This window comes from Pseudoalteromonas sp. TB25 (assembly GCF_000497995.1).
In the GTDB taxonomy this organism is placed as follows: domain Bacteria; phylum Pseudomonadota; class Gammaproteobacteria; order Enterobacterales; family Alteromonadaceae; genus Pseudoalteromonas; species Pseudoalteromonas distincta.
In genome coordinates, this window is sequence record NZ_AUTI01000416.1 from 1 (window position 1) to 14,571 (window position 14,571).

Annotated in this window: 11 protein-coding genes; 3 read left to right on the top strand and 8 right to left on the bottom strand. The window is 40.6% G+C overall.

Annotation, left to right across the window (positions count from 1 at the left end; translation table 11 throughout):
• Window positions 1–365 precede the first annotated feature (365 nt).
• The 5 genes from L652_RS01000000124190 to L652_RS0119710 are packed head-to-tail and all read right to left on the bottom strand — an operon-like array spanning window position 366 to window position 3,919.
• Window positions 366–539 (bottom strand): hypothetical protein, encoded by a 174-nt coding sequence (locus L652_RS01000000124190; RefSeq protein WP_240915886.1) that lies wholly within the window; start codon window positions 537–539, stop codon window positions 366–368.
• Window positions 536–1,279: a DUF2470 domain-containing protein gene (locus tag L652_RS0119695; RefSeq protein WP_024596538.1), complete on the bottom strand. Its 744-nt coding sequence runs from the start codon at window positions 1,277–1,279 to the stop codon at window positions 536–538. Before L652_RS0119695 ends, L652_RS01000000124190 begins: the two co-directional genes overlap by 4 nt.
• Window positions 1,276–2,064 (bottom strand): heme ABC transporter ATP-binding protein, encoded by a 789-nt coding sequence (locus tag L652_RS0119700; RefSeq protein ID WP_029770352.1) that lies wholly within the window; start codon window positions 2,062–2,064, stop codon window positions 1,276–1,278. Before L652_RS0119700 ends, L652_RS0119695 begins: the two co-directional genes overlap by 4 nt.
• Window positions 2,061–3,113 (bottom strand): iron ABC transporter permease, encoded by a 1,053-nt coding sequence (locus L652_RS0119705; protein ID WP_024603606.1) that lies wholly within the window; start codon window positions 3,111–3,113, stop codon window positions 2,061–2,063. Before L652_RS0119705 ends, L652_RS0119700 begins: the two co-directional genes overlap by 4 nt.
• Window positions 3,110–3,919: an ABC transporter substrate-binding protein gene (locus tag L652_RS0119710; protein WP_024596036.1), complete on the bottom strand. Its 810-nt coding sequence runs from the start codon at window positions 3,917–3,919 to the stop codon at window positions 3,110–3,112. The genes L652_RS0119705 and L652_RS0119710 overlap by 4 nt, the downstream gene beginning before the upstream one ends.
• 139 nt (window positions 3,920–4,058) lie before the next feature.
• Between L652_RS0119710 and L652_RS0119715 the strand changes: the two genes are divergently transcribed.
• Window positions 4,059–6,140 carry a TonB-dependent hemoglobin/transferrin/lactoferrin family receptor gene (locus L652_RS0119715; RefSeq protein ID WP_024596037.1) on the top strand — a complete coding sequence of 694 codons (2,082 nt, stop codon included), beginning with the start codon at window positions 4,059–4,061 and terminating at the stop codon, window positions 6,138–6,140.
• A 179-nt stretch (window positions 6,141–6,319) separates the two neighbouring features.
• Here L652_RS0119715 and L652_RS0119720 read toward each other — a convergent pair whose 3' ends face one another.
• Entirely contained in the window at window positions 6,320–7,000 is a 681-nt protein-coding gene (locus L652_RS0119720) for a hypothetical protein (protein ID WP_024596038.1), read from the bottom strand.
• A gap of 106 nt (window positions 7,001–7,106) precedes the next feature.
• On the opposite strand from L652_RS0119720, the gene L652_RS0119725 reads away from it, so the two are divergent.
• Window positions 7,107–7,982 (top strand): LysR family transcriptional regulator, encoded by an 876-nt coding sequence (locus tag L652_RS0119725; RefSeq protein WP_024596039.1) that lies wholly within the window; start codon window positions 7,107–7,109, stop codon window positions 7,980–7,982.
• Between the two features lie 262 nt (window positions 7,983–8,244).
• Here L652_RS0119725 and L652_RS0119730 read toward each other — a convergent pair whose 3' ends face one another.
• Entirely contained in the window at window positions 8,245–12,267 is a 4,023-nt protein-coding gene (locus L652_RS0119730; protein WP_024596040.1) for a rhombosortase-dependent M36 family metallopeptidase, read from the bottom strand.
• Between the two features lie 149 nt (window positions 12,268–12,416).
• Here L652_RS0119730 and L652_RS0119735 point away from each other — a divergent pair, with 149 nt between their 5' ends.
• Window positions 12,417–12,941, top strand: coding sequence for a hypothetical protein (locus L652_RS0119735; protein ID WP_024596041.1), 525 nt, complete (start codon window positions 12,417–12,419; stop codon window positions 12,939–12,941).
• Here L652_RS0119735 and L652_RS0119740 read toward each other — a convergent pair.
• Window positions 12,938–14,506 (bottom strand): sensor domain-containing diguanylate cyclase, encoded by a 1,569-nt coding sequence (locus tag L652_RS0119740; protein WP_024596042.1) that lies wholly within the window; start codon window positions 14,504–14,506, stop codon window positions 12,938–12,940. The two genes, L652_RS0119735 and L652_RS0119740, sit on opposite strands and share 4 nt — an antisense overlap.
• Window positions 14,507–14,571: the final 65 nt, after the last annotated feature.

Here is a 14,571-nt window from a genome sequence, read left to right on the forward strand (position 1 = left end):
GTTACTAAGCCCTGCTGCGTTGCCATCGGTTATTATAGCTTGCATGTTTTTCTCGCTAGCAAGCACCCAGTTATGGCCCATAACATTGGCGGGTAATTTACCTACGTGGATAGGGCGTGTTGTTCTTTGATGGTTGAATTTGCAGCAGTGTGTTTGGTTTTTAGGCAAGGCAGAGCCTATGAAGTGTGGTTATTCCACATAAATAGGCGATAACGCAGCATAAATGCCAAACATGCGCTGCCCTTCGGGTTCTGCCTAGGGGCGATAAACTCTTTGTTGCTCGATTTTTACTTAGCCCACTAGGTTACAAACCTCGCGCCGCGATTTAATAGCCCCTAGATTGAACAAATTTCAATCCGCAAAGCTCAACACGCCCAAAGCTTTACGGTTACTTTTTTACAGCTTTTAGGAGCGCTTAGCGTTTTAGTTGAAAACTGCATCATGTCGTTTGCATCAAGGCTAAGTGTGCATTCGTCCGCATGTGCTGCATTGACACTAAGTAGTAGTGCAGTACTTAGTAAAGCAATTAATTTTTTCATACTGTTTCCTCTGTATTAGCTAAGTTGTTGCGTGCTTGATTGGTTAACGTAACCAGCGCTTTACGTACCTCTAACGGGCTGTTGCACTGGGTTTTAAAATTAATAAAGTAATTACGCTTTTGGCTTTGTATATAAAAACCAGTGGGTAATAGGCCGCTCATTATTGGGGTGTTATCGGCTACGCCGTAGTGCTGCATTAATATGAGCGACATAGCATCTTGGTGATCTTCATTCATATGGTTAATCATGCTTTGCTGTTGGCTTTCATCCCAGTTTTTTGCCTCGCCCTGCCACTCGATTTGTTCAAGCCAAAATATTTTGCCAAAGCCGGCAATGTAACGCACTCGCACTACGTCTAATTGCCATAACTGAAAGTCGTGCGCATTGCGATAGCTAGCGGCTTCGGGGTATAGGGCAATATAGTTATTAAGTAAAGTGTGTGCTTGCTCACTTGGCACAATAGAGCCATCGCCTACGAGCGTTACGCGGCCGTGCTCGTTTTGATCGCCGTAGTCGGCGGCGTCAAATATGGTAAGGCTCATACGAGAGTCGTGCTTTAAGTTTTTAGTGTGCTGGGCTATATCGCTAATAAAAAAGTAAACACGGCCTTGTTCGTCGCACATATAGGGGGTTACTGAGCCAAACGGGTAGCCGCGTAAATTATTAGAAATGGTCGACATGACACCAGCATTGGTTTTGTAAACCAAGGTGCGTGCATCGTTTAACGCTTGCTCTCTCATAAAAACTCCTGACGTTGAGAAAAAACCATGGGTGCATCGTTATAAGGATGAGGGTTTACGTGCAGTTTCATGGCGTACATTTGTTGTAAGTTTTGTTCAGTTAATACGGTGTTTATAGGCCCACTTTGCAGCACTTTTTTGTTGTGCAGTAAAATAGCATCGGTTGCATAAAGGCTGGCCAAATTTAGATCGTGTATTGCAATAATGGCGCTGTTACCCTGCTCTACAAAGGTTTTAACGCAGCTGAGCAAAGCATGTTGGTGGCGCATATCAAGTGCTGATGTAGGCTCGTCGAGCAGCATTAGTTTTGGCTTGGCCGATTGTGTAAAGGCGTTTAGTTGCGCTAAAGTACGCGCCATATGTACGCGTTGTTGCTCCCCGCCCGAAAGCGCACTTACGCGGCGAGTTAAGTAATTACTTAAATCCATAATAGCGGCGTATTTATGTACTTTTTCGCTTTGCATTTTTAATGACTCTACATACGGGTAGCGGCCCATGGCAATAAGCTCAAATACTGTAAAATCAAACCCGACGTGGTTAGCTTGCATCATTACTGCACGCTGTGTGGCTAGGCTTTTTTTAGCGTGAGCAGCCAGCGGCTTAGCATTAAAAAGTACACTGCCTGTAAAGGAGTGCATACCTGCTAAGGTATGCAGCAAGGTAGATTTACCTGCGCCATTTTCACCAAGTAGTGCTACAAGTTGCCCTTGTTTAGCGCTGCCATTAATAGCGTTTAAAACGCTGTGATTATCAAAGCCAACGCTTAGATTGTTAAACGTGATCATGACCAACCTCGCTTATTTTTCACTATTAAATAAATAAACAATGGCGCACCCAATAATGCAGTAATAATTCCAATGGGTAGCTCTGATGGCATTATGGCAATGCGTGCTAGCCAGTCAGAAAGTAGCAATACCACTACGCCAATTAGCATACAAAGCGGCAGCATATTACGTAAATGCGGCCCCACCATTAATCGGGCAATATGCGGGACTACCAATCCAACAAACCCTATTAAGCCGGTAAGTGCCACAACCGCCCCTACTCCTAGTGCAACAAGTATAATTACATATAGTTTGAGCTTGTTGGTGTCTACCCCTAGGTACTGAGCTTGTGACTCGCCAATAAGGAGTAAGTTCATGGGCTCTTTTAACCGCCACAGGCCAATTAGGCTGATAAACAGTAACGGCGCAGCTTGAATAATCGTGCTCCAGCTTGCTCCGCCTAATGAGCCCATGGTCCAGTAATTTATTAATCGTAGCGCGCTATCGTCGGCAAAAAAGCTCAGTAGCCCAATAACCGCAAATGCTAACGCGTTAATAGCCACCCCCACTAATATAAGTGTGGTGATATTAATTTGCCCTTGCTGCTTGGCAATAAAATATACCAGCGAGGTAACACCAAGCGCCCCTAAAAAAGAGGCATAAGGTAAATACAACTGCGCGTTAAAATTAAACTGCGCGCTAAGTGCTATAAACGCCACAGCAACCATAGCCGCACCCGCACTAATGCCAATAATAGATGGATCGGCCAATGGGTTGCGGCACAGCGCTTGCGTTGACGCGCCTGTTTGGGCAAGCACCAACCCTACAAGCACTGCAAGCACAAAGCGTGGCAAACGTATTTGCATTACGACATTTATTTGCAGCGCATCAAACTGATTAAAGCGCTCGGGTGCAAGCCAAGCAATGGCTAAACGCCAATCCCACCCTGCTGGCCCATACCCTATGCTAAGTAGCGCCAAAGCAAAAATACACACAGAGGCTAATAGCATCCATTTATGGGTTTGGCTAAGTGTTACAGGGTTAAAACGGCTCAATGTTAGGGTGTTCATAAGTGGGCTTTGTACTCGTTAAGCTCATTAATTGCTGTGGCAATACGTGGCGACATGCCAAGCGAAAGTAGGCTATCCATTACAAGTAAGTTACAGGTTTGCGCCGCTTTTAATAAGCGTAGTGTAGGTTGCTCACAAAAAGCCTGCTTACCGCCAAGGCTGTGTACAACATGGGCTGGGGCTACTAAAAAGTCGGGCTGATTTATAGCAAGTACTTCGGTGTTAATTGCTTTAAAGCCTGAATGCGTAGCGCCTATATTGGTAATGCCTGCATAGCTAAATAATAAATTAGGGACGGTTTCTTGCCCGGCTGCAATAAGCCCGCGCTCATTAGCTGAGAGTAAAAATAGCGCGCTGTGTGTTTGCGCTTTTGCTTTTTCAGGTAACGATTTTGTAATGTGTGTAATAAGTGTTTGTGCTTTTTGCTTGGCGTTTAAGTCGGTACCAAGGCGTTTTATAAGCTCAAGTAGCTCGTTAACTGAGGTCGGCTTTTTATAATGAATTAGCTTAACCCCTGTTGCCTCAATTTGCTTAAGTGCTTGGCTTCGCCCTGCGCCTTCAAGCGCTAACAAGGTGGTTGGACGCATTGAAAGTACGCCTTCTGCAGCTAAATCGCGATAATAGCCCACTTGCGGTAATTGCGTGGCTTGGTGCGGGTACATGCTCGATTGATCAACAGCTACAAGGGTATTTTGTTTGCCTAGCGCATAAATTATTTCAGTAAGGGTGCCGCCAGCGCTAATAACGCGCTCTTGTGCAAGTGCAGATTGGGCCATTAAAGCAAACAATATAAATAGGTATTTCATTACACACTCCGGTTTTATTTTTTGGCTATTATAACCAGTTAAATATAAATGAAAATGATTATCATAATTAATTGATCTTAATTTGACTTAGTTGTAACATCTCCGCCATAAATAATAACTATTATCATTTGGAGTTAAAATGAATCCCTCTGCGTTTAGATTTACTGCTATAGCAACCTTACTACTTGGCTCGGGCACTGCCATTGCCGAAAACATAATTGACGATCATATTGTTGTAAGTGGCTCGCGCTTTGAGCAAAAGCTTAAAGATGTTACAGGCTCAGTTACTGTTATTACCGAGCAAGACATAGAGCGTCAGCTAGCTGTAGATTTACAAACCATGTTTAAGTACGACCCAAGCATTGCAACGACAGGCAGTGGCGCAGGCGCGCAAACACTTACAGTACGTGGTGTTGGTGGTAACCGGGTTGTATTTATAAAAGATGGCCGACGCACCAACGATGGTTATGCAGGTGGAGGGGGCTATTTAGTTGGCCGTAATTATTTTGACGTAGCAGGTGTAAAACAAGTAGAAGTAGCCAAAGGTGCTGCATCGTCATTATATGGCTCTGATGCACTTGGTGGCATTGTGGTTATAACCACTAAAGATCCTAGTGATTATTTAAAAAATAACAGCAGCTTTGTAAAAATGGCGCTTGGGTATCAAGGTCAAAGTAATCAAGTAGCCGCCGATATTACTGCTGCAAAAGACTTAGGCGACTTTGCAGTAAGCGCCGTGTATAGCCACCGCGACAGCGAAGAAGTACAAAACTATGACGAAAACTTACCCGGTTATGATGCTAAGTCGGATGCTTTATTAGTTAAATTTGAGCAACAGCTTGATGAAAAACGCACACTTAAATACACCCTTGATTACTTTAATCAAACAATTGAGCAAGAAATAACTCCCGCCATTCAAGAAACCGAAGAAGACGACACGAGTTGGTCACTGGCGCTAGATTACCATTCTGAGGTAGCAACAGCCGCGTTCGATAAGTGGTATGGGCAAGTGTCTTATAGTAGTTACGAGCAGCAAAGCGATCAAATTAGTGGCGCAAGCACCTACACCGATTATAACGACTATCGCTTTGAGCAAAATATTTTAGGTGTAAAAGCGATATTTAATAAAGAGCTTAAAGGAGAAACCACCGATCACGAAGTGGTATACGGAGTTGATATCGACTTATACGACACCACTCGCCCACGTTTAAAAACACGTGTTTTAGCTGATGGCACGGTTGATTTTACAGACCAAAAACAAAAAGCATTCCCGGGGGCTGACACCTCTTTAATTGGCGCTTATGTACAAGACAGTATTTCGTTTAAAAACAGTGCCTGGTCGGTTATTGCAGGCGTGCGATATGATTACTACATCCTAGAAGCTAAAAGTGATGAGCTTTACGCTGATGCGCAGCTTGATGATATTACCGAATCTGCTTTCTCGCCTAAGCTAGGTGTTATATACCAAGTGGATGATAACTTATCGTGGTACGGGCAATACGTACGAGGCTTTAAAATACCACCACACGACCAAGCCTATCAAAGCCACGGCGTTGAGCCGTTTTATCAAATATTACCAAACGCCGATTTAGACCCAGAAAGCAGTGACTCGTTTGAGCTTGGACTAAGATACGCCAGCAGCGATATTAGCGTAAACTTAAGTGCTTTTTATGCAGCATTCGATGATTTTATTGAAACCGCCGTAGTGGGTGTTGAGCCAACGTACATTCCTGGCGTAAACAAAACGCTGTATCAATATCAAAATATTAGCGAAACACAAATAAGCGGTGTAGAAGCCGGAATTGCCATGTATGTCGCTGAAAATATACTACTTGAGGCAAACGTAGCTTACGTTGATGGTGAAAACAAAGAAACCGATCAGCCACTTACCAGCATTAGCCCGTTAAATGGCTCAATATTGTTAAGTACAGAGCTGGGTAATATTAACTGGACCGCTGCGTTGCGTTTAGCTAAATCGCAATCGGATGTAGTACTTGATGCAAACGATGATAAAACTACGCAAGGGCATGGTTACGTGGTTGTTGATTTATACGCAAACTACGAATGGCAAGCGTGGCAGCTAAATGTAGGTGTACTTAACTTGCTCGATAAAGAATATGTACCTTTTGAGTTGATTGCAGGTCAATCGCAAAGTGTTGATTTTAGCCAATACACCCAACCTGGGCGTAACTTTTCAGCAAGGGTAAGCTATCAGTTTTAATTAGGGCTAAACAAATGGCAGTAAACGCTGCATGGGTATGCAGCGTTTGCCTGCCACATATTTACTCAAGTCAAATTACTTAATGGTGAGTATATTCAGGTACACCTCTACATACTTAATGCCCATTAACACTTTATATAAACAGCACTTTTAAAGCTAAAATCGCCGTTATTTATGAATTAATTAATCGCAAAATCTTTTGTTTCTAAATAGCTGGGGGCGTTTTTAAAGCACGCCGTTAGCTTACTTGCAAGCGTTGTATTTATTGCGCTGTCGCACTCTAATTCCCCGTTATACTTCCCCTTAATAAGCGACACTAAGCTTAACGAGTCATAGCTTGGTTTACTTTGTATTTTATGAATTACCACCCCCTGCCCTGCTGATACCTTTATTAAATCAAACTCTGCTTTTACGGGTTGTGTAATAGCGAGTTTTTTTACATATAACGGGTTTTTAAAAGTCAGCTTTGTCGAAAACAGGGCCGTACCTCCGCGTTCAAAATGACCATTAAACACAGTGGTATTTAAAATGGGTGTCTTCTTATTTATTAATAAGTTTAGGTTAAACTTACTTGGTAAAATAGTGATCTGGCTTTGCTCGTTTGCTGCTTTTCTTAAAGCATCTTTGATTATTTTTAAGTGGGTATCACTTGTAGTTACTTCATACACTATTTGGTAGTCGTGGGGAGTGGCATATAAAGGCATGTGACTGGCAAGCACTTTATCGTTTGCTAATATAAGCGCCATGCCATGAAGCCCTACATAGCTGTGGCTCTTATGCGTATTTTGTGAATTGTGTAGGGGAGTGTTTGCTAAAACTGTTGTTGAAAACAAAATAAAAAATAACAGTATGTGTTTCATGTTTATGCTCCAAATTAATATAGCGCTACTATAAGCTGATTTTTATGTATAAATAATCGATAATAAGTTGTTAGTTGTTTCCTTTTAATCAATACGGTTTGGCGCTATGCATTTAGATGACATTGAAAAAGTAATTCACGTGGCGGGTTCGCAAAACCTGCACACAACCGCTAAGCATTTTAATGTTACCGCTGGTGCGCTTTCTAAAACCCTAAAAAAAGTTGAGGCAAGCTTAGCCACTAAACTATTCAATCGTGTGGGTAAAACCTTAGTACTTAATGATAAAGGCAAAGAGTTTGTTAAGCACAGTAGCGATTTAGTTCATAACTACCAACAGCTCACTAGCCGCTTTAAAAGCGATAATCATAAATTTAATGCAGTAATTGCAGGCCCTGCTATTTTACTTAAAAGTGGTTTAAAGAGGCTGCTTACACCACTTAGCCACCTGCCCTGCTCGGTACGTATTAATAATGTATTTGAAGGTGAAGCCATAAGCCAAGTTGCATCAGGTTCGGCGCATATTGCGCTAGTTACTCGCGAGGCATTAAACAACAGCTCACATACTAATTTAGTGGCGGTTGACGTATTTAATACTGAGTTTAGTGTAGCTGCGTCTCCTTCACATCAGCTAGTACAAAAAGGCTTTTTAACACTCAATAAAAACCAATTACTACAGTTGTCTTTTGCATGCCCGTTGTTTTCACCACTGTGCGGCCTTGAACAAGGTATTGGCTCCGACGGTTGGCAAGATGAAATAGCCCCGCGCAATATTGTATTTAGATGTAGCGATTACAGTGCATTAATAGAGGTGATACAAAGTGGCTTGGCGTTGGCATATTTACCAAATTTCGTGATTGATGATTTAGGGCTTAAAAAATTAACTGTAAAGGGGGTTAACAGTCGCTACAGCGAAGACATAGTAATGATTTACAAACCATCAAAAGCTGATGGCTGGCTTAATAAACTCATGCACTCTTTGTAGAGAATTTATCAATTTAAGTTCAATGTAAAGTATTACTTAGCTAAGCAGTGGTTAGCTAATATCAGCAACAATGCACTGATTACGGCCATGCTCTTTTGCATGGTAAAGTGCTTTACCAGCACATTTTTAAACTTGGTCTATGTATTTACTGTGCTCAGGACTAAAAACATCAAACTAAGTGTATAAAAAAGGCCAGATGCAAACGCTACTGGCCTTTCATTAAAACCGTCATGTGCTTAGAGTTGACGGATGTTATTTAAACTTATTTACTAACGTTTTTGCGACGTCTATTAAACCATACTAATGGAGTAAGTAATAAAGCTATAAAGCCAAAACTACCACCACCGCTAGATTTTGATTCTGTTACAGGCACAGTTGCTACCGCTTCATTTTTTACCATTACAGTACTTTGTTGAGTCACAGTTGTTACACCATCACTTACGGCAACTTCAAAAACAAGCTCTTCATCTGCAGTAATAGCTGCAGGTGTGAAGCTCAAAGTTGCAGTGTCGGTACCTGTGAGCGTAGCAGCACTACCGCTAACCTGAGTCCAAGCATAAGTTAGTGTTTGACCATTGCGATCTGACGCTGTTGCTGTAATAGTTCCTGTAGCAGATTCAGTAATTTCCGCTGATGCACTTTCGACTAAAACAAGTGGGGCTGCGTTATCACATGCTAGCGAATCACCCGCTACAAGCTCAGAAAATACAGGAGATAAAACGTTAGACATAGTTAGGTTATCAATCCACCAACCTAAATCACTTACTGCGCCATCTGATGAAATTCTAAAGCGTACTTTTACTAAGTTGCCGTTTAGGGCATCACCAAAGTTGATAGTTTCATAATTACCATACGCGCCACTATCTTGTACGTTATTACCTGTGTATGTTTCACGTTCTTGAAGCTCTTGAGAATCGTTTTCGATTAGAACAGCGTCATAGCCAACATCAAATGTGCCGCCAATTTCAGTGGCATCAACCCAGTCACCGCCATTAACACTAACTTCTACAACACCACCATCCCAGTTTTGCTCAATACTATAGAAATGCCAAAACGAGATTTCAAAGTCGCCTGAGTAACCAACTTCGAATGGCTTACTCTCTATTGCTACATCTGATTGGAAGCCATTATTTACAAGGCGCATTGCCTGTGTGCCTAGCTCAAACCCACCTTGTTCAAAGAAGGCAATATTACCACTATTATCCATAACCTGAGTGCCAACAGCTAAGTCACCGCCAAACATTACGTTTTCTTTTAAATCTAATAGTGATGAACTTGCTACTTCCATATCATCTGAAACTACAGCTCCAACAGGTATTTCTGACTTAAAGCCCATATTTACTTCAAACGTAAGTGTTTGATCAAGTGCTTCAACGATATCATCGTCCGTTTCAATTTCAGGGAATGTGACTTCAATTTCTAGTGTTTCAGCTGTACCCGCTTCGTTCAAAGTAACTTTAATATCGTTACTAGTTATTGCTTCGTACGGTTGAACTTCACCAAAAGTAAGTAAACCATCATTTTCAAATGTTACATCATGATCGCTTATAACTGTCAGTTGCGCTGTTGTACCACTAAGTACTTCACTACCACGGTTAGTAATTGTTACGCTAACCGTACTCGTTTCGCCTTTATCTAAAATATTGTCGTTAGTACAAAAACCAAGCTCTGTACCATTGTACATGTTGTTTAAGTCAGCACTTGCAAATGCATAGCTAGAAAGCTGTGTTTTATCTGATTCAACCACACCAGTAAGGTCATTACTGAAACGATCTGGCGATACTGCGCCAAGACCCATACCACGTTTAGCAAATGCACCTACCATTAACTTGTAATCAGCAGGGTCTACTGCATAGGCAGCAGCTAAAATAGCATCACGTGCTTCAGTGTAGGTTGGTGCTATAGGTGTTAATTTGTAACCTGCAACTAAGTAATCTGCCATTCGAGTTTGTGCTTCATTAAAGCCATGCTCGTTGATAAGCGCTACGTAGTTTTCCCATAATACAGTTGCCCAAATTTCGCCGGCAGCATGAGGAGAAGCCACGCTTGTTGGTGATATACCAATATCAGCACCAGCATTTTCAGTAATATGGCGGAACGACAATGCATTTACATCTGTATCAGTTGAATAAGGAAGACGACGAATACCGAAGTAGAAGTCTTCTACAAATGTGCCGCTACCATATGCTTTTTGGAACTTATCGTTACCTGTAATATTTATATCGCTTTCTTTAGCGATAAACATTAATGAGTGGAAATCGCCCCAGCCTTCGCCCATTGCGCGGCCTTGGAAGTTAATAAGGCCTGATGAATTACCGACTAAACGGTTACTAATGTAGTGACCCCATTCATGAGCAATAATACCATTATCAAACGTACCATCTTTTAATGTTGCTTTGGTAAACATGTCTACAGTAACAACTTCACCAGCATCAATTAGGTCATACATTGCATGACCATCAGCGTAATTTAAACCCATATTTGGAATGGTTACAGTATCGTCTTCACCGCCCATTGGTGCCGGTTCTGCCGTATCTGGGTCATTATTAACAACGATAGTTGCTATTGCACCTGCATCTTGTGCATTTTTTACTTTAATCGTAAAAGCACATGAACCACGGTCTACAATTGCAATTTTCCCTGCTAGTTCAGCAGCATTTATAGCAGGCTCACAACCATCATTAATACTTGTTGAATCTACTGTATTTCCATCATCTAAACGGACAACTTCTGCAGCCACATCACTGAATTGGTATTTACCAAAGCCAGATTCTTTTGTTGAAGCTAAAAGGCCTAAAGAGTCATGTGAAGTTACTGTAATACCAAAATCTACACCAACAGTGGCATCTTTACTGTTGTACAAGTACATTTGCATACGTGGGCTAGCACCATCAGCTGGCGTAGACATATTTGCGTTATTACGACCTGAGTTATCTTGAGCCTGTGCTTCAATCGGGTCACCTTCTACGCCGCCACGACCAAAGTTAGATACCTGCGCTACATTTGACGTTTCATCAAAGCCATGGTCATAGAAAAAATCATGTAAAAAGTTATTCATGTAAAACAAGTTAACAATAGCCGCTTTACGGTTTGCGTAGCTATTTGCGACTTCATCTACTCGATAAGGGTAGTCAAATGTGAAATCTGCTGTTGTTTCAGCGGTAAAGTCACCTTCACTAAAGTCTTGAGGTGCAACCACATCTGCGTAAGCAAATACGTTATTACCTGATGTTGTTGTTGCGTCATCAGCTAACCATGGGTCCATTGTGCTTAGTTTGCTGTAGTAAGATAGAGATACCATTGGCGCGTCTAAAATCTCAGTCTCGTCTACTTGTCCTGGGCCATCTGCAGGAATTACATCACCGTGCGGGCTTTCCATTGGGTAGCCATCTTGGTTAGCGTAAACACGGTAATTAAAGTCAGCTGCATGAGATTTCAAATCTTTCGCAAAATATACTTTGCTGTTATTTGAATCTACTACGTAGCTAAAGTAGTCACTTTCTAAAGAGCCTGCTTCTGCTACTTCTACTTCAATGTAGTAAGCTGATTTAAGCTCGCCTGCAACTTCAAAAAACACTTCTTTTGCACGTGGTGTACCTAAAACAATCTTAGAATCATCTAATGATTTAGCCTCATATTTTGCATATCCACCTTCGTTACCAATTTTACGAAGTGAGACATCAATATTTGCTAATTCACTAAATGCTTTTCTTATACTTTGCTCAGAGCTTACAAAACCAGTTAACGCAGCAAGTTTATTTTTAGATGACGACGTATCAGCAAAATAACCCGAACTTGCTACTAGGTTGTACTCTTTATCCATTAACAAGTTGTATTCGCGGTTAAAAACTTCAACACCGTTTACTTGTTGTTTGTATTTTGCACTAATAGAACCGCGTTTTTGCTCTGATAAATCAACCATAACAGCAGAAGATGCTGTTGCTTTACGATTACTAATACCTGTTAAAGTTTCAATATAAAAGTCAGCAGCATATTGATTACGGTTATCAGGTGCGATTAAATCCATGTCAGGCTTACGCTGACCTATTGCTTGCCATAAAAATGTTGCTTTACCCATTTGTGCATCGTAAATAGATTTTTGACCCGATACAGTGGCGCGTTCCGCTAAGGTTCTCTGCTGAACAGCAGCTAAAGAAGTACCCTGAGTAACTGCATTTGTAGCACTTACATCATAAAATCGAGTTTGTTCAGCGGCCGTTAGCTCACCTGCTGCTAATGTTGATGCTACAACCATGGCAATAGTTGTTAACTTAAATTGAGACATGTATCCACCTGTTTGTGTTTATTATGTTTAAACACTTAATGTTTTTAAATTGATTATTTTATGTAAACGCCTAGTTAAGTTGTTAATATACAGACTTGAATAAGGCTGAATAGCTTTAAATTTAAAGAAAAGTAAACAAAGGTAAACGAATGCAAAAAATAATTTTTACAAGTGCAGTGCCAATAATTGCAGTTTTATTACTATCTGCATGTAATAACAGTGAAAAAACAGAGGTTAACAACTCTCAGGCACAACCTAAAACAGCAGAAATCATTATAAAAGAATCATCTAAGAACCAGAAAAGTGACACTATTTTCCCTAAAAAAGAAAGTAGTCAAGGTGTTATTAAAAATGCATCTAAAAGCATAAATTCATCGGGTGATAAACTTATCTTTAACTCTGAGCAGTTATTTAAAGGCGACGTTATTTATAATCAGAACTTAAAACAAAAAGGGGTAGTAACAGGTACTCTTACAATTACATTAAATACCGATTCTGTGCCTGATGAGTTAAAAAATAATTATGAGTTAGTCAAGTCAACAGCTCACAATTACACATTACTTGTTGAAAAGGATGTTGATATTGCACAATTGTCTAGTGCTCTAAACAGCTATAGCTCAGTGAGCAATGTAGAAATTGCAATTAACTATTCACCTATCGAAACACACTATTAATCAGCAACAATGCACTGATTTCGGCCATTTTCTTTCGCATGGTAAAGTGCTTTGTCTGCACATTTGTAAACTTGGTCTATGTCGTTGCTGTGATCAGGCCAAGTTGCAATACCAATAGAAATTGTTATAAAGCCGATAGTTTCCATATTTGTAGACTCAACAGTTTTACGTAGTCGCTCTGCTATTTTGAGCGCACTTTGGCTGTTTTCATTAGGCAAGACAAGTACAAATTCTTCACCACCTATACGTGCTACGATATCGTCTTTTCGAGATAATTTTTTGATAATATCAGTAAGCGATTTAAGAGCTTCATCTCCTTTATCATGGCCAAAGGTATCGTTAACTCGCTTAAAGAAATCGATGTCTATCTCTAAAATAGCAAATGGAGTTTGCTTAAACATCAATTGGTTTGATAAACCGTTTAAACTCCTACGGTTATGAGTATCAGTTAGGGGATCTGTTTGCGCATCATGACGAAGCTGACCTATCTGCATTTGCAAAGTATTAACTCCATTGAGCATTGCAATTTTTAGTCTTTGGCTTTCAAAGTACCAAGATTTAACACTTTTTAGCTCTTCAATACTTGTTGGATCGTCAAGTGTATTTGCTTTGTCTGCTAGTTGTTTTAAAGGCCTGGAAATAAAGTGAGCAAAAAAACCGATTAAAAGAAACGTAATAACAGCCATCGGTAATGTACGTTTTATTACTTCAGTTATGAGTAAATCAAGTGACGAAAGCGTTGCTCTTACAGGCCGCTGAGCGACAATTACCCATTTTGCTTTAGGCACGGAGGAAAAGCCTGCTAGCATTTCTATCTCTTGGCTATTTTTAACAATAGAAGTACCGCTTTGGCCTGTAATCATATTATTAGTGATTGAATTATTTGTGACGACTGTCCCTATTAGTGCCTGATCTGGGTGATAGAGAATTCGCCTACTGGCATCGACCACATAAATATATGTTCCACCCTCATAATAATGCTGCTCTAACAAGCTATTTAAAATATTACGCTCCTTTAGATAAAGGGAGCCACCAATATAACCAAGGTAATCTCCACTTTGATTAAACAAAGGATGAGAAATAAAAACAATAAAGTTCCCAGCAGCCGACATATAAGGCGCGCTGATTAATGGTCTTTTTTCTTGTAGCGCTTGTACAGCGCCGGGTGAGTGGATTGATTCACCAATAAGTTGCGGAAATCTAGGAGAGGTTGCGACAACAACACTATGCTTATTAATTACAACTGAGTTAAAGCTATTCGTTTGTAAGTGTAAGCGGGTCGATTCTTGGTTTAATAAATCTTCATCATCAACTCTTTGCTCTATTTTTTTAGCTGAATAGGCCAGTTGTTGCATTGCGGATTCTAAAAAATTATCTGTTGCTGATGCCAGTTTATTGGCATAAGCATAGTTACTTTTTAGCGTGTAAGCTGTTAACTGCTCTTTTTGTACTTGGTAGGTAGAATAAAAGCTACTTACTAAAGTACTAATGGAAGCCGTAATCGCTAAAAGCAAAATAAGAAATCGAAGATTTAAGGCCGTTAATAATTTTTTTCGCAAACGCATGCCATCCTAAGTACAGGTATTCAGTACCCGAACCTGTAATTGTATATAAAGCCCGCAATTATACC